The organism is Microbacterium sp. LWO12-1.2, from assembly GCF_040675875.1.
GTDB lineage: Bacteria > Actinomycetota > Actinomycetes > Actinomycetales > Microbacteriaceae > Microbacterium.
Genome location: NZ_JBEGII010000001.1, coordinates 385,314 through 410,175, shown reverse-complemented (window position 1 = coordinate 410,175; position 24,862 = coordinate 385,314). Strand labels below are relative to the sequence as shown.

The 24,862-nt window shown below is 68.2% G+C and carries 16 protein-coding genes; 9 read left to right on the top strand and 7 right to left on the bottom strand.

Going from position 1 to position 24,862, the window contains the following annotated elements:
- Positions 1-5: 5 nt before the first annotated feature.
- The 3 genes from MRBLWO12_RS01940 to MRBLWO12_RS01930 form a co-directional block, all read right to left on the bottom strand.
- Entirely contained in the window at positions 6-1,193 is a 1,188-nt protein-coding gene (locus MRBLWO12_RS01940) for an ROK family transcriptional regulator (protein WP_363552163.1), read from the bottom strand.
- Positions 1,194-1,267: 74 nt separating this feature from the next.
- The gene (locus MRBLWO12_RS01935) at positions 1,268-4,552 is read right to left on the bottom strand and encodes a family 20 glycosylhydrolase (RefSeq protein ID WP_363552161.1); all 3,285 of its coding nucleotides are present in this window, start codon (positions 4,550-4,552) and stop codon (positions 1,268-1,270) included.
- On the bottom strand, positions 4,543-5,760 hold the full coding sequence (locus MRBLWO12_RS01930) for an alanine racemase (RefSeq protein WP_363552159.1): 1,218 nt from the start codon (positions 5,758-5,760) through the stop codon (positions 4,543-4,545). The genes MRBLWO12_RS01935 and MRBLWO12_RS01930 overlap by 10 nt, the downstream gene beginning before the upstream one ends.
- A 25-nt stretch (positions 5,761-5,785) precedes the next feature.
- Here MRBLWO12_RS01930 and MRBLWO12_RS01925 point away from each other — a divergent pair, with 25 nt between their 5' ends.
- Together MRBLWO12_RS01925 and MRBLWO12_RS01920 are read left to right on the top strand one after the other, a co-directional pair.
- Positions 5,786-6,190: a RidA family protein gene (locus tag MRBLWO12_RS01925; protein WP_363552157.1), complete on the top strand. Its 405-nt coding sequence runs from the start codon at positions 5,786-5,788 to the stop codon at positions 6,188-6,190.
- 119 nt (positions 6,191-6,309) lie between these two features.
- Entirely contained in the window at positions 6,310-7,800 is a 1,491-nt protein-coding gene (locus tag MRBLWO12_RS01920; protein WP_363552155.1) for a L,D-transpeptidase family protein, read from the top strand.
- A 197-nt stretch (positions 7,801-7,997) separates the two neighbouring features.
- Here MRBLWO12_RS01920 and MRBLWO12_RS01915 read toward each other — a convergent pair whose 3' ends face one another.
- Entirely contained in the window at positions 7,998-10,217 is a 2,220-nt protein-coding gene (locus MRBLWO12_RS01915; RefSeq protein WP_363552153.1) for an NADP-dependent isocitrate dehydrogenase, read from the bottom strand.
- 175 nt (positions 10,218-10,392) lie between these two features.
- Between MRBLWO12_RS01915 and MRBLWO12_RS01910 the strand changes: the two genes are divergently transcribed.
- The 7 genes from MRBLWO12_RS01910 to MRBLWO12_RS01880 all read left to right on the top strand — a co-directional run bounded on the left by MRBLWO12_RS01910 (position 10,393) and on the right by MRBLWO12_RS01880 (position 19,093).
- Positions 10,393-10,851, top strand: a complete 459-nt coding sequence (locus MRBLWO12_RS01910; RefSeq protein WP_363552151.1) for a GNAT family N-acetyltransferase — start codon at positions 10,393-10,395, stop codon at positions 10,849-10,851.
- 209 nt (positions 10,852-11,060) lie between these two features.
- Positions 11,061-12,074, top strand: a complete 1,014-nt coding sequence (locus MRBLWO12_RS01905) for a LacI family DNA-binding transcriptional regulator (protein WP_363552149.1) — start codon at positions 11,061-11,063, stop codon at positions 12,072-12,074.
- Between the two features lie 128 nt (positions 12,075-12,202).
- Positions 12,203-13,507 carry an ABC transporter substrate-binding protein gene (locus tag MRBLWO12_RS01900; RefSeq protein WP_363552147.1) on the top strand — a complete coding sequence of 435 codons (1,305 nt, stop codon included), beginning with the start codon at positions 12,203-12,205 and terminating at the stop codon, positions 13,505-13,507.
- A 60-nt stretch (positions 13,508-13,567) separates the two neighbouring features.
- Positions 13,568-14,530 (top strand): carbohydrate ABC transporter permease, encoded by a 963-nt coding sequence (locus tag MRBLWO12_RS01895; RefSeq protein ID WP_363552145.1) that lies wholly within the window; start codon positions 13,568-13,570, stop codon positions 14,528-14,530.
- The gene (locus MRBLWO12_RS01890; RefSeq protein ID WP_363558489.1) at positions 14,530-15,417 is read left to right on the top strand and encodes a carbohydrate ABC transporter permease; all 888 of its coding nucleotides are present in this window, start codon (positions 14,530-14,532) and stop codon (positions 15,415-15,417) included. Before MRBLWO12_RS01895 ends, MRBLWO12_RS01890 begins: the two co-directional genes overlap by 1 nt.
- A complete protein-coding gene (gene yicI / locus MRBLWO12_RS01885; protein ID WP_363552143.1) occupies positions 15,417-17,657 on the top strand; it encodes an alpha-xylosidase in 2,241 nt (746 codons plus the stop codon). Before MRBLWO12_RS01890 ends, yicI begins: the two co-directional genes overlap by 1 nt.
- The gene (locus MRBLWO12_RS01880; RefSeq protein WP_363552141.1) at positions 17,654-19,093 is read left to right on the top strand and encodes a GH1 family beta-glucosidase; all 1,440 of its coding nucleotides are present in this window, start codon (positions 17,654-17,656) and stop codon (positions 19,091-19,093) included. Before yicI ends, MRBLWO12_RS01880 begins: the two co-directional genes overlap by 4 nt.
- Positions 19,094-19,098: 5 nt before the next feature.
- Here the strand turns inward: MRBLWO12_RS01880 and MRBLWO12_RS01875 are convergent, their stop codons facing one another.
- The 3 genes from MRBLWO12_RS01875 to MRBLWO12_RS01865 form a co-directional block, all read right to left on the bottom strand.
- Positions 19,099-19,926: a hypothetical protein gene (locus MRBLWO12_RS01875; protein WP_363552139.1), complete on the bottom strand. Its 828-nt coding sequence runs from the start codon at positions 19,924-19,926 to the stop codon at positions 19,099-19,101.
- Between the two features lie 1,105 nt (positions 19,927-21,031).
- Positions 21,032-22,846, bottom strand: a complete 1,815-nt coding sequence (locus MRBLWO12_RS01870) for an ABC transporter ATP-binding protein (protein WP_363552137.1) — start codon at positions 22,844-22,846, stop codon at positions 21,032-21,034.
- Positions 22,843-24,768, bottom strand: coding sequence for an ABC transporter ATP-binding protein (locus MRBLWO12_RS01865; RefSeq protein ID WP_363552135.1), 1,926 nt, complete (start codon positions 24,766-24,768; stop codon positions 22,843-22,845). The genes MRBLWO12_RS01870 and MRBLWO12_RS01865 overlap by 4 nt, the downstream gene beginning before the upstream one ends.
- Positions 24,769-24,862: the final 94 nt, after the last annotated feature.

The following is a 24,862-nucleotide window of genomic DNA, read 5'->3' as shown; positions in this document are numbered from 1 at the left end:
CGCGATCATGAGACACCCAGCTGACTGGAGAGGACCATGACGGCGGCTCCCCGCAGGACGATGTCGTCCTGGTGGGTGAGACGGATGAGCGCGTCTTCGAAGACGCCTTCCAGCGTCCGCGCGTGCAAGGTCTCGATCGCGGCATCGATCAGGATGCCGTCGAGCAGGTCGGCGGGGCCGGACAGCACGACCTCGGAGAGGTCGAGTGCAGCCACGATGGGAGCGATCGCGATCGCCATGCGCGTTCCGGCATCGCGCAGGATCTCGTCGCGGGCGGCAGGATCGGCGGCGAGCGCTTCGCGCAGACGCGTGACGCTGAGCCAGGCTTCCAGACACCCGTCCTTGCCGCACGCGCAGCGCGGACCGCCGTCCGTTCCTACGACGACGTGTCCGATCTCGCCCGCAGCGAAGCGGCTGCCGAGCAATGGCTGGCTGCCGGTGATGAGCCCAGCGCCGACTCCTCGCCCGATCTTGATCAGCATGAAGTCGGCCTTGGCGTCACCGAAGGTGTACTCCGCGAGCACGGCGGCGTTGGCATCGTTTCGGGCGAGCACGGGAAGGTCGAGATCGGCTCCGAGCTTCGCCTCGAGCCGGAAGTTCGTCCAGCCCAGGTTCGGGGAGCTCAGCACGACGCCGTCCGGGCGCACGACGCCCGGCGTGCCGATGCCGACTCCGAGCAACGGCTGCGTGGAGGCGGCGACCAGCACCCGCGCCAGTTCGAGGAGTGCCGCGTAGGCGGCGTCGCCGTCGGCGGACTCGGGGCGCTCGACCTCGCGCCGCTCCAGAACGTCGCCGTCGAGGCTGAGCACGGCGCCGACGAACGCATTCGGACCGGACAGGTCCAACCCGATGATCTGGTGGCCCACACGGTCGATGTCGATCAGGATCGGAGGCTTGCCGGGGCCGACCGTCTCTCGGACACCCATCTCGATCACGATGCCGTCGGCGATGAACTCGGCGACGAGGTCGGAGATGGTGACCCTCGTCAGCCCGGTCTCGCGCGAGAGGTCAGCACGACTCATCGCTCCCGCGTGGTAGAGCGTCTGCAGAACCAGTGCGCGATTGTGCCCGCGCGCGTGCTCGGGGAGCACCTTCGAACGGGAGCGCAGATGCCGCCCAGGGCCGAAGGCATGCGTGTTGCCACCGGCGTACTCTGACGACGGTGGCAAACGCGGTTCATCCGAAACGGACATGTTTGTTAGTAGACCTTACGAACAAAAATTACGCAACCCTAGCCTCGCGGCGCGCTGCGAGGGTTACCGAAACGTTACATTGGCGCGGACGCCTCATCGCCTGCTGCTTTCGCCCTCTCCACGAGACGTTCGACCAGCCCGGCGACGATATCCTCGCGCGCCTGGATCGTCAGCGGCTTGCCGGGTACTCCAGGACGACGTTGATCAGGCGTTGGGCCGTCGAGTGGACGATACCGCACACCCGCCGCGCTGAGGCGGAGCAGATGGGTCGGAAGTCGCCGTGCGAAGTCGGAGTACTCCCCCGGCGCGCCCCCGTCCCACAGCCGTTCGGCGACCGCGGCCAGCCGGGGGAACATCGCGAAGTCGACACGATCGCGGGTCGGCAGATGCTCACTCCAGACGTTCGCCTGACCGCCCGCCGCGCCCTCCTCGACCCGGAGCGTGTACACGCGCTCGATGGGGAGCGGAGGACCGACCCGGATCGGCTCCTCTGCGGAATCGGATTGGGGGTAGTCGAGGTACACCTCGAGGTCGGGACAGGCGATCACCGGGATCCCCCGCCGCAGCGCCTCGCGCATCGCGACGGGTCCGCGCCAGGCGAGGATGCTCACGCCCTCGGGGACGTCGCCCTCGAGCACCTCGTCCCAGGCGAGTGCGGTACGGCCACGGCTGCGCACGTGTGCGACGAAATGAGCGGTGAACCACGGCTGCACATCGTGCGCGGTCGCCAGACCGAGCTCCTGCATCCGCTCGCGCGCATCGGCGCTGGCCGCCCATTCCGTGACCGGCACCTCGTCGCCGCCGATCCCGATCCATTCGGAGTCGAAGACGTCGCACAGCGCGTCGATCGCGGCACGCCCGAAGGCCAGCGAGGCTTCTGTGGGAGCGAGGGTGCGCGGGTTCACGCCGAATCGCTCCCAGGGCCCGGATGCCGGCTCGCCGGCATCGAGATTGCCGAGCTCGGGATAGGCGGCGAGCGCCGCCTGGATGTGCCCGGGGAGCTCCACCTCCGGCACGAGCGTGACGAACCTGTCGGCGGCGTACGCCACCAGGGCCCGCAGCTCCTCTGTCGTGTAGTGCCCCTCGTGGACGCCCGGCTCGACGGTCGAGAGCGGGCCGTGCCCCCGTTGGGTCGCGGCACGGCGGGAGCCCACCTCGGTCAGTCGCGGATACCCTGGCACCTCGAAGCGCCACCCCTGGTCATCGGACAGATGCAGGTGCAGGATGTTCAGCTGATGGTCCGCGAGCAGATCGATGAGCCTGCGGACGTCTTCCACCGGGCGGAAGTGCCGCGCGACGTCGAGCATCACGCCGCGCCAGCCGTAGGCCGGCGATCCCTCCCACTCTCCGGCAGGGATCACGGCGACGTCGGCTCCGGCGCCACGGAGCTGTCGCAGAGCCGTCACGCCACGGAAGACGCCGGCGGTCGTCGCTCCCCTGATCTCGATGCGGTCGGCGGTGACGGCGATCCGGAACGCCTCCGCACCGATGCGTCCCGCAGCGGCGGGAGCGACACCGACCTCGGCATCGAGCAGCAGGTGGATCGCGGGAGCGGCATCCGCTGAGCCGTCCCCGTCTCCGAGGCGGGCGACGGATGCAGCGAGCTCGGGCGGCGCGACGATGCGGGTGTCCGCTCGCCAGGTGAACCCCGGTGCCGCAGGGTCGATCCGGGATTCCAGCAGCGGCACCGTCGCCCGGTGAGCCGGCGGCGGCATGCGCAGCGCTCGACCGGGCGTCGCACCCGTGACCTCGCCCGCCGTGAGCACCGGCACCCCGGCGATCAGCACCTCGACGATCCCGGTGGGAGGATCGAGCGGCTGATCGAAGGTCGCCCCCGCGGCGATCGTCTGGGGGTCGAACAGCACCAGATCCGCCGCCGCGCCCACGCGGATCACGCCGCGCGGCATGTCGGATCGATCCAGCCCGAGACGGATCGCCGGGGTGCCGGAGAGGTGCAGGACAGCCTCTTCGAGCGTGAGGACGCCGAGCTCGCGCACGTAGTGACCGAGATAGCGCGGGAACGTTCCGCGCCCGCGGGGATGCGGACGGGTACCGATCAGGATGCCGTCGCTGCCCGCGGTATGGCGCGGGTGCCGCATGATCGCGCGGACGTTCTCCTCGTCTCCGATGTGCATCAGGATGCCGGTCGCCCCTGCATCCGCGACGACGGTGTCGAGCACCACGTCCACGGCGCGACGACCAGAGCCCACGGCGATCTCTGCCACGGTCCGGCCGACGAGATCGGCGAGATCGGGGTTGACGGTGCCGGAGATCTGGATCCGGGTCCAATCCGCTCGTTCGCCGTGGAATCCGTCACACCCGATCTCCTCGAGCTCGACGCGCACGCGCTCACGCTCGGCGGCATCGAGTGCGGCCACGGTACGGACCAGGTCCCCGCCCTCCGCGAGCCTGCTCGGCAGGAGTGCCGCCAGCGTCGTGGCGCCGGGGAGGTACGGGTATGTGTCGAGGGTGACGTCGACACCGTCGACGATGGCCTGGTCTATCAGCGCGAGCAGCTCGTGCGCCCGACCACGGTTCGGAGCGAAGTTCATCGTCGCGTGGGTCAGATGGATGGCGCATCCGGTGCGTCGACCGATGTCGAGCACCTCCCGGTACGCGTCCAGGGCACTGCCGCCGTAACTGCGGGTGTGCGGCGCCCAGTACCCGCCACGCTCGGCGACGACGCGGCAGAGCGCTTCCAGCTCCGCGGTGTCGGCGTACATCCCCGGGGTGTAGGTGAGACCACTCGACATCCCGAACGCCCCGGCGTCGAGAGCCGCGCCCAGCAGCCCCGACATCGCGTCGATCTCCGCCGGTGTCGCCGGCCGGTTCTCGTGTCCGACGACCATCATGCGCAGATTCCCCTGCGGCACCAGAACGGCGGCGTTGCCGACGGAGGCCGTATCGATGTCGTGCAGCAGCTCACTCATCCCACGCCACGGCGCGGTGGCGGGAAGACCGTTCCACCCGGCGATCTGCGCGGGGATGACCGCGGCGGCGGCATCGTCGAGCGGTGCGTACCCCAGCCCGTCCTGTCCGAGGACCTCGGTCGTGACACCCTGGCGGATCTTGGCGTCGTGCGCGCTCCCGTCCAGCACGGCGAGATCGCTGTGCGCGTGCATGTCGATGAATCCGGGAGCGAGCACCAGCCCGTGTGCGTCGACGTCGACCGCGCCATCCGGCAGCTCGAGCACCAGCTTCTCGTCGGCTGGGGCGTCAGCAGGGAGGACGGCGACGATACGCTGCCCCTCCACTGCGACATCGGCGACGTAGCGCGGGGCGCCGCTGCCGTCGACGACCGTCGCGGAGCGGTACACCCTGACCTGCCCGGCTGCCGTCTTCTCGGCGCTCAGAAGCACGTCGCCACCGCCCCGATCACCCGAGGGTCATCGGCGTCGGGATCATCGATCACCGCGACGACCCGCCACTTGTCGAACGCCGTGCAGGGGTGCGAGAGCCCGAGCCGGACCACCTCCCCGACACGAGCGGTCTCGCCGTCGGCGAAGCGCAGGAAGGCGTGCTGATCGTTCAGCGCCGTGATCTCCCCCGTCACCGACTGCGGCACGGGGAGGTCGAGGTCGAACGGCACGTCGCGGCGCCCGGCGTCGAGGAGGGCGAGCCCGTCCTCGGGCTGCGAGAGCACTCGGGACCAGGCGTGCATGGCGGAACGCAGCGGTGCGGTGCCGGTGAGAGGCCCGAACGGCGACATGCGCGCGTAGAAGCCGTCGTCGTGGATCTGGAACGCTCCGGACCGCAGCACCACGTCTGCGGTGTCACGCTGAGGGGCGAGCACGGCAGCCGCGCGGTCCGGGAAGGAGCTGCCGCCGGCGCTGAGCACCGGACGCATGCCGGACGGGTACTCGAGTCGTCCGTGCAGTTCCACGAGGGTCTGCAGGTACGCGTCGACCGCGGCGACCGAGTCTGCGCCGCGATCGGGACCGAACGGCCCTTCATATCCGGCGACTCCGGCGAGGCGGAGCCCCGGCGCTGCCGCGATGGCCGCGGCGATCCTCTCCCCCTCCGCGACGGTCCTGGCCCCGGTGCGGCCGGCGGCGCCGCCGAGCTCGACCAGCACGTCGAGCGGGCGAGGGGCTTCGGCGGTGGCGTCGGCGAGGATCTCGATCGTCGTGACGGAGTCCGCCCAGCACAGGACCCGCAGCGCGGGATCCGCAGCGAGCCGCTCGCCGAACCTCCGGGCCGCCGCCCGATCGGTCACGGCGTTGGCGATCAGCACCGTGGGAACGCCGGCGTCGATGGCGACCTCGGCCTGCCAGGGCGTCGCCACCGAGATGCCCCAGGCACCGGCGTCGAGAAGCCGCTGCCACAGCGCGGGCGCCATGGTGGTCTTCCCATGCGGGGCGAGGAGCACTCCCTGCGCCGCAGCCCATGCGAACGCGGTCGACTCGTTGTGCGCGAGGGCTGCCTCGTGCACCGTGAGCACCGGTGTGACCAGGTCGGAGAGCCGCAGATCCGCCTCCGCGACCTCCGACAGGCGCAGGCCGGCGGCGCGCGCCGGGAATCCCTTCGCCCAGGTACCGAGTACGGGATCCGGAATTTGTAGAGGCATCTAACAAGGCTACTAGGCTGACCTCATGACTGCGAAGACCCGCGTTTCGACCGACGCCGCCCCCGCCCCCGCCCACACCTTCTCGCAGGGTATCCGCAAGGGACCCATCGTGCAGGTCTCCGGCCAGGGCCCCGTCGACCCGGTGACCAACGAGTACCTGTTCCCCGGCGATGTCGCCGCTCAGACCACCCGCACGCTCGAGAACGTGAAGGCGATCGTCGAGGCATCCGGCGCGACCTTCGACGACGTGGTGATGCTACGCGTGTACCTCACCAAGCGCGAGGACTTCCCGATCATGAACGAGGCCTACGGCGCCTTCGTCACCGCGCACACCACGAACGGCGTGCTGCCCTCACGCACGACCGTCTTCACCGGTCTCCCGCGCGAGGAGATGCTGGTGGAGATCGACGGTCTCGCCGTCGTCGACTGAGCCGCCGGCGACATGCTCTCGAGGGAGCGACAGTCGCTCGAACGACCGTTGCCTCCCCGTTACCTCGCATCCCGTACCATTGTCAAACAGGAAACGTGTGATTACCGGGGGGTGTGTGCGTGACCGATCTGATCTCAGCGCCGGGCGCTGCAACCGACGGGCTCGGCGATGACAAGACGCCGACGTCCGTCCTGGCGCCCACTGACGCGCCCACAGACACGGTGCCGCCGATCACGGGCGAGACGCCCGTGGAGTGGGCGCCGATCGAGCCGCGCCCCAAGAAGCGCCGCCTGGGTCTGTGGATCGGTCTCGGATTGGGCGTCGTCGCTCTCGGAGCCGGCGCCGCATCGATGATCCTGATCGCACCGGGCACCACGGTCGCCGGCATCCCCGTCGGGTTCATGACACCCGGCGCTGCCGCAGAGGCGATCTCCTCGCACCTCGCGCAGACCGAGGTCACCCTGACCGGCCCCGGGGACGGCGCGGTGGTCAGCGGCTCCGACCTGGGCATCAGCATCGCGGCCACCGATCTCGCTGACCAGGCGTTCGCCGAGCACCCGCTCTGGAACCTCGGCGCATGGATGGGCGACCCCATCCCCGCCGACATCACCCTCGACCCAGAGACGGCCACCAGCGCGCTGCGTGCAGCGGTGCCGTCGAGCTTCGACGATGCCATCGACGCCGGAGTGGTGTTCGACACCGCGACCGGTACCTACCTCACGACGCCCGCAGCGGAGGGCACGGGGATCGACGTCGCCGACCTCACCGCGGCGATCACGACAGCAGTCGCTGCCGGCGGCACTTCACTCGAGTACCCCGGAGGTCCAGCCACCGCGCTCCCCGCCGTCTCGGATGACGATGCGGCGGCCACCGCGGCATCGCTCAACACCATGCTCGGCACGATCGGCTTCTACGTCGGCGAGGAGCGGACCGTTCCGGTCGCACCGGCCGTCGCAGCCACGTGGTTGACAGTGGTCGACGACGACGGCGCTCTACGCATCACGGCCGACCCGCAGGCGATCCAGACGACCGTCGACACTCTCGCCGCAGCGGTCGACCGCGCGCCGGTGAACGCGACGAACATCGTCGACTCCGCCGGTACCGTGCTCCGCGAGGAGCAGACGGGGGCGAACGGACGCGCACTCGGCGACACCTCCGGCGTCGCCGACGAGTTCGCACAGCAGCTCGAAGCCGGTGACGGCGTCTTCGCCCTCTCCGTCACCGAGACCCCGTTCGAAACCGTGAGTCTGTTCCGTCGCATCGAGATCAACCTCAGCTCACAGCGCGCCTTCCTGTTCGAGAACAACGAGGTCGTGCGGTCCTGGGCAGTGTCCACCGGGCTTCCTGGCACACCGACCCCGACCGGCAACTTCAAGGTGTTCGCACACACCGCGATGCAGGACATGGGCTGCTACGAAGGCGCGCCCTACTGCACCGAAAACGTCCCGTGGATCACCTGGTTCACCACCAACATCGGCTTCCACGGGACCTACTGGCACAACAACTACGGTCAGCGGATGAGCCACGGCTGCGTGAACCTCCCGATCGACCTCGCGAAGTTCGTCTACGACTGGTCGCCGGTCGGTGTCGAGGTCTCCGTCTACAACTGACGCCGGGCCGGGGCCGTCAGGCCGTCTGCGCACGACGGTCGGCGCACTGAGCGTAGGCGAAGTCGCGAGCGTAGGCGGATTCGGGCGGTACCGTCCTACGTCCGCGCCATCGCCTACCTTCCGTCGCGTCCAGACGGTCGCGGACACGAAGGAGGGGGCGGATGCCGCAGCATCCGCCCCCTTCTCGTGCGTTCAGGTCAGCGCAGCGCGTCGACGATCCCGTTCAGGGTCGTGGACGGACGCATGACAGCCTCGACCAGCGCGTCATCCGGACGGTAGTAGCCGCCAATCTCGACCGGCTTGCCCTGCACCGCGTTGAGCTCGGAGACGATCGTCTCCTCGTTCTCCGCGAGCGTGGCGGCGATCGGAGCGAAGGCGGCTGCCAGATCGGCATCCTTCGACTGGGCCGCCAGCTCCTGCGCCCAGTACAGGCCCAGGTAGAAGTGGCTGCCGCGATTGTCGATCGTGCCGAGGGCACGGCCGGGCGAACGGTCGTGCTCGAGGAAGGTACCCGTCGCCGCATCGAGTGTCTGCGCGAGGACCCGCGCCTTCTCGTTGCCCGTGCGATCTGCGAAGTGCTCGAGGGAGGCCGCCAGCGCGAAGAACTCGCCCAGCGAGTCCCAGCGCAGGTAGTTCTCCTCGACCAGCTGCTGCACGTGCTTCGGAGCGGATCCGCCTGCGCCGGTCTCGAACAGTCCGCCACCGGCGAGCAGCGGGACGATCGAGAGCATCTTGGCGCTCGTGCCGACCTCGAGGATCGGGAACAGGTCCGTGAGGTAATCGCGGAGCACGTTGCCGGTGACCGAGATGGTGTCGAGGCCGTGACGCATACGCGCGAGCGTGTAGCGGGTGGCCTCCTCGGGCGCGAGGATCGTGAGGGTCAGGCCGTGCGTGTCGAGCAGTGCCAGGCCCTGGTGCACCTTCGCGATGATCTGCGCGTCGTGCGAGCGGTTCGCGTCGAGCCAGAACACGGCGGGGTCACCCGTGGCGCGGGCACGCGTGACCGCGAGCTTGACCCAGTCCATGACCGCGATGTGCTTCGTCTGCGTCGCGCGCCAGATGTCGCCGGCGCCGACCTCGTGCTCGATGAGCGCGTTGCCGTCGCTGTCGAGCACCTGCACGACACCCGCCGAGGCGATCTCGAACGTCTTGTCGTGGCTGCCGTACTCCTCGGCTGCCTGGGCCATGAGGCCGACGTTGGGCACCGTGCCGATCGTCGCGGGATCGAGCGGACCGTTCGCGATCACATCGTCCAGCACCGCCTGGTAGACACCGGCGTAGGAGGAGTCGGGGATGACGGCGATCGTGTCGTCCTCACCGCCGTCCTTGCCCCAGAGCTTGCCGCCGTTGCGGATGAGCGCGGGCATGGACGCGTCCACGATCACGTCGCTCGGCACGTGCAGGTTCGTGATGCCCTTGTCGGAGTTCACGTACGAGAGACGAGGGCCCTCGGCGAGCGCCTTGTCGAACGCCGCCGCGATCTCCGCACCGGCTGCGACGCCATCGAGGCCTGCCAGGATCGACCCGAGTCCGTCGTTCGGCTTGAGACCGGCCGCGGCGAGCTGGTCGCCGTACTGCGCGAAGACGTCGGCGAAGAACGCCCGCACCACGTGACCGAAGATGATCGGGTCGCTGACCTTCATCATCGTGGCCTTCAGGTGCACCGAGTACAGCACGTCCTCGGACTTCGCCTGCTCCAACGTCTCGGCGAGGAACGCGTCGAGGGCGGAGGCAGACAGGAAGGTCGCGTCGATGATCTCGCGCGGCAGGACCTTGAGGCCCTCCTTGAGCACCGTCACGGTGCCGTCGGTGGCCGTGTGGCGGATGGTGAGAACGTCGTCATGGGCGGCGACCCACGACTTCTCGTTCGACTTGAAGTCGTCGTGGCCGAGCGTCGCGACGCGGGTCTTCGACCCCTCGGCGAACGGCTTGTTGCGGTGCGGGTGCTTCTTCGCGTAGTTCTTGACGGCGAGCGGCGCCCGACGGTCGCTGTTGCCCTCGCGGAGCACCGGGTTCACTGCGGAGCCCTTGATGCGGTCGTAGCGGGCGCGGATGTCCTTCTCCTCGAGCGACGCGGGGTCGTCGGGGAAGGACGGGATGTCGTAGCCCTGCTGCTGGAGCTCGGCGATCGCACCCTTGAGCTGCGGGATGGATGCCGAGATGTTCGGCAGCTTGATGATGTTCGCCTCCGGGAGCGTGGCGAGGCCGCCCAGCTCGGCGAGCGCGTCGCCCACCTGCTGCTCCGGCGCGAGCTTCTGCGGGAAGGCTGCGAGGATGCGGCCGGCCAGCGAGATGTCACGGGTCTCGAACTCGATGCCCGCCTGGCCGCTGAAGGCCTGGACGATCGGCAGGAAGGAGGCGGTGGCGAGGGCTGGCGCCTCGTCTGTGTGGGTGTAGATGATGGCGTCGTCGGTCACCGGGAGGTTCTCCGCTCTTGAGGTCAATTTGTCTCGATACCAAGATACCTGAGCGGCTCTCGCGCTGTGTTCCGAGCGCCGATCCGAGCGCCCTGGAGCGGGCTGACGGCGAGTCGGAACAGGAATGTTCGCCACGAAGCGTGTGCGGTCGCGCGGGAGGGGTTAGCCTGGGGTCATGTCCGAACTGCGCATGGTCGAACTCTCCGCTGCGACGATCGTCGCCGTGAACAACCTGTCGCTCAAGCCCGGACAGGAGCAGTTCCTCGCTCCGGTGTCCTACGGGATCGCGGCCACCGTCATCAACCCCCAGACCTCTTGGCAGCGCGTCGTGCTCGACGGCGACCAGGTCGTCGGCTTCGTCAGCGCGAACTTCGACGACGACGCACCGGAGGAGCACTTCCGCTCCGTGCTGTGGCGCATCAACGTCGACGCCGAGGGCCAGGGCCGCGGTGTCGGACGCTTCGCCGTCGAGAGCCTCGTCGAGGAGGCGCGCAGGCGCGGCATGGATCACGTCAACGTCATCTACGAGGCGGGCGATGACGGCCCTGAGGCCTTCTTCCTGCGCGTCGGCTTCACGCCGGTCGGCGAGACCGAGTACTCCGAGGTCATCGCACAGATCAGAGTCGCCTCCTAGACCGGCGGCGGGGTCTCGAATCCCCTCCCCCATCGAGGCTCCGTCGCCCTCTCTGCGCTGTGCCGCGGGAGCGCTCCCACGCTCACGGTGATCGATTTGTTGCCAGGAACCACAAAATCCTTGCATTGACCCGCTGAGGGTGTCTATCATCGCTGGAGAGGCGCAGGCGAAGCGCTTCGACGATTCAACGAAGCGACGATGGAGTCACGATGACGACGATCCACGAGGTGGCAGCAGCCGCCGGCGTATCGATCAGCACCGTCTCCTATGCGCTCAGCGGCAAACGCCCTGTCTCGGAGAAGACCCGGCGCCGCATCGAGGACGCCGCCCTTGCGCTCGGCTATCAGCCCGACGCCGGAGCACGGATGCTCGCCGGACGGCGCACCAACATCTTCGCCCTCACCGAACCTCTGCGCGCCGACACCCATGCGCCGACGCACATGGCCTTCGTGCTCGCCACCGCCGTGGCCGCGCGGCGTCGCGGCTACGACATCCTGCTCCTCACGGATGAGCAGACATCCGAGGGGATGAATCGGGTCGCGGCGAGCAACCTCGTCGACGCGATCCTGGTCCTGGACGTCGCACCGGACGATGAGCGTGTCGACATCGCGCGCGCCGTGCGCACGCCGACGATCTTCATCGGCCTCCCCGACGATCAGCGCGACCTCACCTGCGTCGACCTCGACTTCGAGGCCGCAGGACACCTGGCCGTCGATCGTCTCGCCGACGCCGGATACGAGCGCATCCAACTACTGGGACAGACCGAGGTCTCGTACCGCAAGTCGAACTTCCCGCGCCGCCTGCTCCGCGGCGTGCAGGAGCGCAGCGCATCCCGCGGCGTCGATCTCACCTGGACCGCGACCGGAGCCCTCGCCACCGACACGGGTGCCGTCCGCGCGTCCGCGGAGTCGGCACTCGATGACGGCATCCGCGCGTTCATCGTGCACGCAGTGAACGATGTGCACGAGGTCCTCCTCGCGACCCTGAAGGAACGCGGGCTCCAGGTCGGCACGGATGTCGCGATCGTCTCGGCTGCCGCCTCGTTCGACACCGCGTTGCTCCCGATCCCCGTCGACACCATTCCGCTCGTCCCGCAGGACTCCTGCGAGCTCGCCGTCGAGATCGCCGTACAGAGACTCGAGGATCCGCGGCTCCCCCCGCGCATCCACCTCATCCCGCCCACCTACCGCTCCGTCGGCTCCGTCCCGCCTCCGCGGGAATGATCGCCGACGCACACGCGCTCTCCTATCGCCATTGTCGAAACGCTTCGACAAATGTGATCACCACAACTGAACATCCCGACCCAGTGAAGTGTCCGGCCCACGTGGCCACCGAGAAAGGAGTGCCGACGATGGCACGGAACATCCGCAGGACGAAGACCTTGGCCATGCTGGCCGCCCTCACCGCGACAGGAGTGGTCCTGAGCGGCTGCACCGCGGGCGGCGGCGACAGCGGCGGCGGCGACACCCTCAAGCTCTGGCACTACGAGGGTGCGGACAGCGCGATGGGCAAGGCCTGGGCAGAGGCGATCAAGATCTTCGAAGAGGAGACCGGCGCCACGGTCGAGTTCGAGGAGAAGTCCTTCGAGCAGATCCAGAAGACCGCCAGCCAGGTGCTCGACACCGACGCGGCTCCCGATCTGATGGAGTTCAACAAGGGCAACGCCACGGCTGGTTTCCTGGCCTCCACCGGACTCATCAGCGACATCTCGGACGCCGTGGACGAGTACGGCTGGGACGACAAGCTCGCACCGTCGCTGCAGACGACCGCGAAGTACACGGAAGACGGCGTCATGGGCGGCGACACCTGGTTCGGCATCCCGAACTACGGCGAGTTCGTCGGCGTGTACTACAACAAGGACGCCTTCGCCGCAGCCGGGCTCGAGATCCCCACCACCTACGACGAGTTCGTCGATGTGCTCGACGCCTTCGTGGCCCAGGGTGTCACTCCGCTCGCCGAGGCCGGCGCGGAGTACCCGCTCGGCCAGCTCTGGTACCAGCTCGCCCTGCTCGAGGGAGACCGCGGCTTCGTCGACGACTACCAGCTCTACAAGAACCCGGTCGACTGGCAGGGGCCCGAGGTCACCTCCGCGACCGAGACGCTGAAGGACTACGTCGACAAGGGCTACATCGCCTCCGACGTCTCATCGGTCAAGGCCGAGGACGCCGGTGTCTCGTTCATCAACGGCACCTCGCCGATCTTCGTGTCGGGCTCCTGGTGGTTCGGACGCTTCGTCGCAGAGGCGACCGGCTTCGACTGGACCATGACCGCGTTCCCCGGCGCCGACCTCTCGCTCGGCTCCTCCGGCAACCTCTGGGTCGTTCCGGAGAACGCTGCCAACAAGGATCTCGCCTACCAGTTCATCGATATCACGATGCGTCCGGAGATCCAGGCGATCATCGGCAACAACGGCGGGCTCCCCGTCGCCGCGGACTCGGCAGACATCACGGACGAGAAGAGTGCAGAGCTCATCGCGACGTTCAACGGTGTCCTCGACGCCGACGGCCTCTCGTTCTACCCGGACTGGCCCGCCCCCGGTTTCTACGACGTGATCGTGCAGGAGCTGCAGGGACTGGTCACGGGTGTGCAGGACGTGAAGACCACCAACGCCAACCTCGGCGAACAGTACGACGAAGGCACCGCGGAATTCCGTTGATCCCATACGCGGGGGCGGCGGCCACGACGGCGCCGCCCCCGCATCCTCCTGGAGTTGAACATGTCTCTCGCCACCCGTGAGCGCCGCACGGCGCTCCCCCCGGAAGAACCGTCCATCCCGCAGCGCAGCGGTGGTACCGGCGGCTACTGGCTCTACCTGCTCCCCGGCTTCGTCCTGCTGCTGGTCATCGTCATCGTGCCGCTCATCTGGAACGTGTACCTGACCTTCACGAAGTGGAAGGGCGTGCGCGCCCCCGAGTTCATCGGCCTCGAGAACTGGCAGAAGATCCTCACTGACAGCGACTTCTGGACATCGTTCACGAACTCCGTGTGGATGATCCTCGCGATGGTGGTCGTGCCGACGATCGTCGGACTCATCGTCGCCGCTCTCCTGTTCGACGTCGTCGGGCGAAAGTTCGGCGGCAAGGTCGGCGCCTTCCTGCGGGCGACCTACTACCTCCCGCAGATCCTGCCGATCGCCGTCGCCGGCATCGTGATCGGGTGGATCGTGCGCCCGGGCGGAGATGGCGCGCTCAACCAGATCCTCGGTGCGTTCGGCATCCCCGCCTACGACTGGCTGGGACAGATGCCGTCCGCCCTGATCGTGCTGATGCTGGTCATGGTGTGGGTGCAGCTGGGCTATCCGGTCGTGGTCTTCATGGCGGCACTCCAGCGCGTCGACCCCGAACTCTACGAGGCGGCCGAGCTCGACGGCGCCAACTGGCTGCAGCGCTTCACGGCGATCACCATGAGCATCATCCGCCCGGAGATCTTCGTGGTCACCCTCACCTGCACGATCGCGGCGCTCAAGGTCTTCGGCCCGGTCTACATCATCACTCGCGGCGGACCTGCAGGCGCCACCCTGGTGCCCGCCTACTACGCCTACCAGGAGTTCTTCACGAAGCGGAACGTCGGCTACGGCGCGACGATCGCCACCGTGCTCACGATCGTCGTGGTCATCGTGTCGATCATCTTCATCCGTGTACAGAACTCCCTCGAACGCAAGGAAAGGGCGGGCCTGTGATGCACGCCACCACCGCCATCGTGACCGGAAAGCCGGGCAAGACCCGTCCCCGCGGGGGCATGACCAAGAAACGGCCGATCGACTGGCTGCTCCTGGCGCTCGTGGTCGTCGGCGCCCTCCTGGTGATCGCGCCGTTCTACCTCGTTCTCGTGAACTCGTTCAAGTCGCCCGTCGACTACGCGACCTCCGGGCCGCTCGCCTTCCCCGAGACGCTCGACTTCGGCGGCATCATCAAGTTCTGGGAGCGCGTCAACTTCCCCGAGAAGGTGTGGAACTCGATCTTCATCTCCGGGATCGTCGCCGTGCTCGCCGTCGTCATCTCCATGCTCAACGCCTTCGCGATCGGCATCGGACGTGTCCGCGGCCGTTCGTGGATCGTGCTGCTCTTCCTGCTCGCGAACCTGCTTCCGCAGGAGGCGCTGCTCTACCCGCTGTACTACATGTTCAAGTCCGTGGGGCTCTACGACAACGTGTGGGCGGTGATCATCGTGTTCACGGTGATCCAGGCCGCGTTCGGCACCTACCTGCTCTCCTCGGTCTACGGCACCTTCCCCAAGGAGATCCTCGAGGCGGCATCGCTCGACGGCGCGAGCCGCTGGCAGATCCTGTGGCGCGTCGTCTTCCCGATCAGCCGTCCGACCCTCTCGGTGCTGCTCATCTTCTTCTTCATCTGGACGTGGAACGAGTTCCTGATCCCGTTGACCTTCCTCGCCTCGAACGCGAACCAGACGGTTCCGGTCGCGATCAGCGTGCTGCAGGGAGACCGGCTCATGGACGTCACGACCACGAGCGCCTCGGCACTGCTGGGCATCATCCCCACCCTCATCTTCTTCCTCATCTTCCAGCGCACGCTGACGCGTGGCATCACGGCAGGAGCAGTCAAGTAATGAAGTTCACCGACGGGTTCTGGCAGCTGCGTCCCGGCGTCACGGCGCTGTACGCGCAGGAGGCCTATGACATCGCCGAGACCACGGACACCCCCGACGGCCCCGGCATCGTCATCACCGCCCCCACCCTGGCGATCGCCAAACGCGGAGACGTGCTCAACCGGCCTGTGCTGACGACCACGCTCTCCTCCCCCGCCGAGGGCGTGATCCGCGTGCGCATCGCCCACCACACCGGCGGGAGCTGGCATGGCGGGTTCCCCCTTCCCGGCGCAGGCGCAGGCGCCGGTACCGCGAAGGCGTCGTCGACGGAGACCGGCGGAGTGCTCGATGCCGGCAGTCTCGTGGCGAAGATCTCCCCCGGGGCTCCCTGGGATCTCTCCTTCGCGGTCGACGGGCGACGGGTCACCGGTAGCGGCAGCAAGGCACAGGGCTTCGTGCAGCTGACCGCGGACGCGCAGGTCGACCCCGGCATCGTCAGCAACGCCCGACAGGGTGGCGGAACACCCGCCGCCTCCACCTTCGTGCACGAACAGCTCGACCTCGGCGTCGGCGAGCTGATCTACGGACTCGGCGAGCGCTTCGGCCCCCTGGTCAAGAACGGCCAGTCGGTGGAGGTGTGGAACGCCGACGGCGGCACATCATCGGAGCAGGCGTACAAGAACGTGCCGTTCCATCTGTCCAACCGCGGATATGGCGTGCTGGTCAACGACCCGGGGCACGTCTCCTACGAGATCGGTTCCGAAGCCGTCGAGCGCGTGCAGTTCTCGGTGTCGGGCGAACAGCTCGAGTACTTCGTGATCGCTGGCCCCACACCGAAGGACGTGCTCGGGCGCTACACCGCTCTCACCGGTCGGCCGCCCGTCGTACCCGCCTGGTCGTACGGGCTGTGGCTGTCGACGAGCTTCACCACGGACTACGACGAGCAGACCGTGAACTCGTTCATCGACGAGATGGCGGCACGTGAACTGCCGGTGTCGGTGTTCCACTTCGACTGCTTCTGGATGCGCGAGTTCAACTGGTGCGACTTCGAGTGGGATCCGCGCGTCTTCCCCGATCCCGACGGGATGCTGTCGCGTCTGCACGAGAAGGATCTGCGCGTCTGCGTCTGGATCAACCCGTACATCGCACAGCGCTCCCCGCTGTTCCGGGAGGCCGCGGATCAGGGCTTCCTGGTGCGGCGCGCCGACGGCTCGGTGTGGCAGTGGGACCTGTGGCAGGCCGGCATGGGTCTGGTCGACTTCACGAACCCCGACGCGACCGCGTGGTACCAGGGGCATCTGCGGCGCCTGGTCGCTCAGGGCGTGGACTGCTTCAAGACGGACTTCGGCGAGCGTATCCCCACCGATGTCGTCTGGGCGGACGGCGCTGACCCCGAACGGATGCACAACCGCTACACGGACCTGTACAACCGCGCGGTGTTCGATGTGCTCACGGATGCGCGCGGCGAGGGTGAGGCCGTGCTGTTCGCCCGGTCGGCGACGGCAGGCGGACAGAGCATGCCGGTGCACTGGGGCGGCGACTCCACATCGACGTACACCTCGATGGCGGAGACCCTGCGCGGCGGACTCTCGCTCGCCCTGAGCGGCTTCGCGTTCTGGAGCCACGACATCGGCGGCTTCGAGGGCACCCCGGATGCGGGTGTCTTCAAGCGCTGGACGGCGTTCGGGCTGCTCGGCTCGCACTCCCGGTTCCACGGCTCGAGCTCCTACCGCGTGCCGTGGGCCTTCGACGACGAGGCTGTGGAGGTCACTCGCCGCTTCACGCACCTGAAGATGCGGCTGATGCCATACCTGTACCAGCACGGGCTCGACGCCGCGCGCACGGGCGTCCCGCTGATGCGGCCGATGGCGCTCGAGTTCCCCGACGATCCCGCAGCCGGTTACCTGGATCGGCAGTACATGCTCGGATCGAGCCTGCTCGTCGCTCCGGTGTTCTCTGCCGACGGCGAGGTGGAGTTCTACCTGCCCGCCGGGGAGTGGACGTCGCTGTTGACGGGAGAGCGGGTGACCGGTGGCACGTGGAGACGGGAGACGCATGGCTTCGACTCCCTTCCGCTGTACGTGCGCCCCGGGACGGTGCTGCCCTGGGGCGCCCGTGTGGACGGCCCGGAGTACGACTACCATGACGGACTGCAGCTGCGTGTCTTCGCGGGCGGCACGGGAACCACGTCGGTGACCGTGACCGATCCCTCGGGTCGCGCCGAGACCTACACCGTCGACCTGGAGGAGATCACCGAATGACCACGCCGCTCACCCCGCGCGACGACTACCGCGGATCCGGACTCGTGTTCCCCGAGGGCTTCACGTTCGGCTCGGCTACCGCCTCCTACCAGATCGAAGGTGCCGCGTCCGAGGACGGCCGCACGCCGTCGATCTGGGACACTTTCAGCAGAACCCCGGGGAAGGTCTGGAACGGCGACACGGGCGACGTGGCGTGCGACCACTACCACCGCGTCGAGGAAGACCTCGACCTGATGTCGGACCTCGGTCTGCAGGCGTACCGTTTCTCGATCGCGTGGCCGCGTATCGTCCCCACTGCTGCAGGCGACGTGAACCAGGCGGGTATCGACTTCTACTCGCGCCTGGTCGACGGACTGCTCGCACGCGGCATCCGCCCGGTCGCGACGCTGTACCACTGGGACCTCCCCCAGTACCTCGAGGATGCCGGCGGCTGGACGTCTCGCGCCACCACCGACGCCTTCGAGCGCTACGCCGAGATCATGGGCACCGCGCTGGGCGACCGCGTGCACACCTGGACCACGCTCAACGAGCCCTGGTGCTCCGCCTACCTCGGCTACGGCCAGGGCGGCCACGCGCCGGGGCGTCACGAACCGGCATCCGCGCTCTCCGCCGTGCACCATCTGAACCTCGCGCACGGACGCGCGGTGCAGGCGCTGCGCGCGACATCGACCGGCGACCCCGACTACTCCGTGACCCTGAACTTCCACGTGCTCCGAGGGCAGGGCGAGGGATCCGCCGAGGCCGTCCGCCGCATCGACGCCCTCGCGAATCGGGCGTTCACCGGCCCGATGCTGCGCGGCGAGTACCCGGCCGACCTGCTCGCCGACACCGCGGAGGTCACCGACTGGGGCTTCGTGGCGGACGGCGATCTCGCGACGATCAACCAGCCGATCGACGTGCTGGGCGTGAACTACTACTCCACCGCGACCGTGCGGCTGTGGGACGGCGTCTCGGAGCAGCAGCAGAACGACGGGCACAAAGGCACCACCGGCGGCACCGCCTGGCCGGGCAGCGACCGGATCGTGGAGTTCGTCGAGCAGCCGGGGCCGTACACGGCGATGGGCTGGAACATCGCACCGGAGGGCCTGGAAGAGCTGCTGGTATCGCTGTCGGAGCAGTTCCCCGCGCAGCCCCTCATGGTCACCGAGAATGGTGCCGCATTCGATGACGTGGTCGCCGACGACGGCTCCGTGCCCGACCCCGAGCGCACCGACTACCTGCGGCGCCACTTCACGGCAGCGCACCGTGCGCTCGAGCGCGGGGTCGATCTGCGCGGCTACTTCGTGTGGTCGCTGCTGGACAACTTCGAGTGGGGCTACGGCTACGCCAAGCGGTTCGGCATCGTACGGGTCGACTTCGACTCGCTCGAACGCACGGTCAAGGACTCCGGACTCTGGTACCGCGAACTCGTGCGCACCAGGACGGTGGGGGCGTAGCGGGATCAGCGGTCGTCGCGCGGCGGGTGCGGGGGTTGCGGGGGTTTGCGCCCCCGCGTCGTCCACGCGGTGAAGGCCGTCGCGGCGGCTTCGGCGGCACGGTCGATGGCCTCGGCGGAACGGCTGATCGCATCCTGCGCCGCGTCCTGCCACCCGGGGGTCGCGGGGCGCTCCCCTGCCGCGACACGAGCGGCGTGCTCGGCGATCTCGAACGCTCGCGCGAGCTGCGCCACACCGTCGCGGTAGGCCGCGAACTCGGCAGGCGTCGGCCGGTCGCCCGCCTCGCGACGCAGATCGGTCGCGCGGCCGGCCGCCCGCAGATACGCGGCCGTCGCCGGCTGTTTGACGTCGGTCATGGCGGGGTAGGCGATCTGGCGCGCCGGGTCGGTCTCGTACTGCATCCACTGCACCACGATGGCGTCGTGCTCGGATCGCAGCCGGTCGAGCGGTCGGGGCGCGGATGCCGCGGGGATGGCCGCACGCGCCGCCTGCAGCCGCGCCTGCCGGGCTTTGATGTCGGCCGCTGCAGCTTTCACGTCGCGCTCGCTGTCGCGCAGCATCCGCTTCGCGCTGGCGACCTGCTCCGGCGTCGCGCGGCGTGCAGCACGCTCGGCGGACACGTGCGCCACGTCGGCTCTGGCGACCTTGACGGCGGCCTTCTTCTCGACGATCGCGATCTGCGCGGCCTTCAGATCATGCCGCGCCGCGTCGACCGCGAGCCGGCGGCCGCTCGAGCGGGAACGGCGGCGGACGCCGATCGCCCCCGCGGTGACCCCGCCGGCCGCGACGGGCGCGATCCACCACCACTCGGCGACGAGCATCAACGGGTCCATGCCTCGATGCTACCCAGCCCCGGGTGTCGTCTGCCTCGAAGCTGCTGAGGGTCCAGTGTCAGCGCAGCGGAGGTTCTGCGGCGTCGCGCAGGTTCTGCGGCCGTATGCCACACCCCTGGCCGCAGAACCTGCATCCGTCCGAAACTCCGGTCGGCGCGAGGTCGATCACACCGGCACCCACTGGCTCTGCACATCTGCGTGCGGCGCCTACTTGTGCACAGACACCGCGCAGACCATCATCGAAGCGACCCTCGGGACACGATCCTGTCGGAATGGACCTGAAGACCTGGGTGACGACTCGAGGCGGCATCGTGCACCGTGAGGATGCGCGCGAGCGCGGGTATCCACCGTCCCTGATCAGAGCGGCGATCCGCGGCGGTGAGGTGGAGCGCATCCGTGCGAAATGGATCAGCACCGCGGCTGCACCACAGGATCTCCGCACGTCCGCCGCCGCATCCGCCAGACTCACGTGCATATCGCTCGCCCGACGAAGGGAATGGTGGATTCCAGAGAAAGCGCCGGCCGGAGCCCACCTGCACGTCGGGACGAACGCGCATCGCCACGCCGGTGACGCGGTGCTGCACTGGTCCGAACCTCTGGTCGATGTCGGACCCAGAGCTCTGGTGGCATCCATCGAGGATGCTCTGGCCCACGTCGCGCGATGCTTCGATTTCGAGGATGCGATGACGATCTGGGAGTCGGCGATGAGGCGGGAGTCCCTCGACGTCGCATCCCTGCGGGCGGTGCGCTGGCGTGATCGCGCGTCACGCGAACTCGCCCATGCCGTCCGCGGGATGTCGGATTCGGGCCTGTTTCGCCCATCATTCGCGCTCTGCCGACCGCGGCCGGGATGTCGCGCACGATGCCGAACTCCGGTTGCGCGGGTACACCGTGATCCGATTCACCTACGCGCAGATCCTGCACGACTGGGCATACGTCGAACGCACGGTCGCTGCGGCCATCGCGCGCGGCCTGCATCTACCTCCGGCGTCGCGCGCGCGGTGACACGCGTCGACACTTCTGCGGCCGGATGCACGTTCGGCGGCCACATCCGCAAGATGTGGCCGCCGAACTTCACAAAGGCCGCGGAAACTGCGCGGTCAACCTAGACCAGCGTCTCCTGCCATGCCGCGTGCAGCTGCGCGAACTTCCCGGTGCCACCGATCAGCGCTGCGGGGGTGTCATCCTCGATGATCTCGCCGTGCTCCATCACCAGCACGCGGTCGGCGATCGCGACCGTCGACAGACGGTGCGCGATGATGATCGCGGTACGGTCCTTCAGCAGGGTCTGCAGGGCATCCTGGATCAGCCGCTCCGACGGGATATCGAGTGATGCCGTGGCTTCGTCGAGGATCAGCACCGCCGGGTCGGCGAGGAAGGCCCTGGCGAACGAAATCAGCTGACGCTGGCCCGCCGACACCCGGCCGCCGCGCTTGTTCACGTCGGTGCCGTAGCCGTCAGGCAGTGACGAGATGAACTCGTCGGCGCCGACTGCGCGGGCCGCCGCCCTGATCTCATCGATCGTCGCGTCGGGCTTGCCGAGCGCGATGTTGTCTGCCACGGTGCCGCTGAACAGGTAGGCCTCCTGCGTCACCATCACGATGGCACGGCGCAGGTCCTTCGGATGCAGCGAACGCAGGTCGATCCCGTCGAGGGTCACCCGACCGAGCGAGGGGTCATAGAACCGCGAGATGAGCTTCGCCAGCGTGGACTTGCCCGCACCGGTCGTTCCCACCAGGGCGATCGTCTGGCCCGCCGGGATGTCGAGCGAGAAGTTCGGGAGGATCGTCTTCTCGCCGTTGTAGCCGAAGGTCACCTCGTCGAACTCGATGTGACCGCGCGACTCCCACAGGTCGACCGGCTTCTCGGGGTCCGGAACGGTCGGCACCTCTTCGAGCACTCCCGACACCTTCTCCAGCGCCGCAGTGGCGGACTGGTAGGAGTTCAGGAACATCGCGATCTCCTGCATGGGCGCGAAGAAGTTACGCACGTACAGCACAGCCGACAGCAGCACGCCGACCGTGAGCGCACCCTCGGAGACCCGGATGCCGCCCCAGAGCACGACGATGCCGAGCACCAGCGCGGCCACGCCCATGAGCCCCGGCTCGAACGTGCCGAACAGCAGCATCGAGCGACGGTTGACATCGCGGTAGTCCCCCGCGACCTCCTGGAATGCCACATCGTTGCGCGGCTCCTTGCGGAACGCCTTCACAGCGCGGATACCGGTCATGGTCTCCACGAACTGCACGATCACCTTGGCGCTGATCACGCGCGACTCGCGGTACACGAGCTGCGAGCGCGAGTAGAACCAGCGCATCAGGAAGAACAGCGGCACGCCGCCGATCGCGAGGATCAGTCCGGACTGCCAGTCCCAGAAGCACAGGGCGATGAACGTGAAGAGGCCGAACAGCACACCGGAGACGAGCTCGTTCAGGCCGCCGTCGAGGAGCTCCTTGATCGAGTCGAGGTCGCTGGTCTGCCGCGAGATGATGCGGCCAGACGTGTACGACTCGTGGAACTCGAGGCTCAGGCGCTGGGTGTGCAGGAAGATCCGCTTGCGCAGATCGAGCAGCACCGCCTGGGTGAGCTTGGCGGCGATGATGACGTACCAGGCGATCAGGACAGCGGCGAGGGCACCAGCCAACAGGTAGATGCCGCCGATCATGAAGGTCGGCATCCAGTCGGCCTGTTCGATGGCCGCAGGCAGCGCGCGGTCGAGGCCGATGCTGATGAGGATGGGGCCGGCGACCTGCAGAGCAGTCGACACGACCAGCACCGCGGCGGCCAGCACGATCCGCGGCTTCAGCGGGCTGACCAGGGATCCGAGCAACCGGAGGGACCGACGACGGATCTCCCTGCTCTCGTCACGGGTGTACTCGGAACGATCCTCGTTCTGGGTTCCGGTGATGGCGGAGCTCATCGCTGCACCTCCTTCTCGGTGATCGGGTCTTCGTCGGCGGCTCGCATCCCGAGGCCCTCCTGGACCTCTTCGTCGATCTCGGCCTGTTCATCGCGGATCACCGGGATCGCCCCGGTGCGTGCCGCTTCCTCGGCCTCCAGGCTGGAGATGACGTGACGGTAGTGACGACTCGTCTTCAGCAGCTCGGAGTGGGTGCCCACCGCCGTCACGCGACCTGCTTCGAGCAGTGCGACGCGGTCGGCGAGCGCGACGGTCGACGGACGGTGCGCCACGATCATGGCTGTGGTGTCGGCGAGCACGTGGCGAAGGGCCTCCTCCACCAGAGCCTCGGTGTCGACGTCGAGCGCCGACAGCGGGTCGTCGAGCACGAGGACCTTCGGGTTCGCCGCCACCGCACGGGCGAGGGCGAGTCGCTGACGCTGACCGCCCGAGAGGCTGAGACCCTCCTCGCCGATCACGGTCTCGACGCCGTCGGGCAGCGAGTCCACGAAGCCGGCCTGTGCGACCTGCAGCGCTTCACGCAGCACCCGTTCGCCCTCTTCGCTGTGCACGTCGAGCTCGGCACGTCCGAGCAGCACGTTCTCGCGAACGGTCGCCGAGAACAGCGTCGCGTCCTCGAAGGCCATGGCGATGTGCTGTCGGAGCTCCGACAGTGGGAGGTCACGCACGTCGACGCCGTCGAGCGTGACCCTGCCGCCGGTCACGTCGTACAGACGCGTGGGCAGGGTCGTGAGCGTCGTCTTGCCGCTGCCGGTGAGACCCACCAGCGCCATGGTCTCGCCGGGGCGCAGCACAAGGTCGATGCCGTCGAGAAGATCACGCTCATGCGCACCGGCGTCCTGGTACCGGAAATGCGCGTTCTCGAACGCGAGCTCTCCGCGCGGGTTCGCGATGTGCACGGGGTTCTCCGGGTCGGTGATGGTGTTCGTCTCGGAGAAGATGTCGAACACACGGTCGGTCGCCGTACGGGCGTCGAGCATGAACGAGAACAGGAAGCCGATCGACTCGATGGGCCAGCGCAGCACCACGGCCATCGCGAAGAACGCGAACAGCTGTGCCTCGTCGATCTGCCCCTGCGAGATCAGCCAGATGCCGGACATCAGGCTGAGACCGAACGCGATCTGCGGCATGAGGTCGAGCCAGAACCAGATCGATGCGATCGCGCGGGCCTTGCTCATCTCGGTCTCGCGCAGGGTCTCCGCCTGGCGGCTGAAGCGGCTGAGCGCGTGCTTGCCGCGACCGAACGCCTTCAGCACGCGGATGCCGTGCACGCTCTCCTCGACGCTGGTGGCGAGGTCGCCGGCCTGGTCCTGGCTGCGCCGCGTGAGCGCCCCGTAGCGCTTCTCGAACAGATAGCCACGGATCCACAGCGGGATCGCGGTCACCAGGAAGATCGTGCCGAGCAGCCAGTGCCAGCGGAACAGCAGCACAGAGCCGATGATGATGGTGAGGATGTTCACCACGAGCAGCACGAGTCCGAACGCGAGCCACCGGCGGATGAGACCGATGTCCTGCATCATGCGGCTGAGCAGCTGGCCGGAGCCCCACCGGTCGTGGAAGGACACCGGCAGAGTCTGCAGGCGCGAGTAGAGCTCGGTGCGCATCTTGTACTCGACCTCGGTGGCCGGGTTGAGCACGAACTGGCGTCGCAGCCAGACCATGAGCGCCTCGCCGAGAGCGAGGGCGAAGACCGCGAGAGCTCCCCAGACGATCGCGCTGATCTCACCGTCGCGGACGGGTCCGCTGATGATCTGCTCGAGCACGATCGGGATCATGAGGGCGATGATGGCCGCGATCAGGGCGCTGGCAGCACCCCCGGCGAGCCGCCAAATGACGGGCTTGACGAAGGGCTTCAGCCGCCACAGCGCGGCAGGGGTGGACAGGGAGGACGCGGTGTTCTGCGAAGAAGGCGAGGAAGACATGTCTCTCAGAGAGTTTCGAGCGAAGAGCGGTTCAGGAAGGAGAGGCGGATGCGGGAGCGGACCCTGGAGGTCGGGCATCCGAGACGGCTGGCCC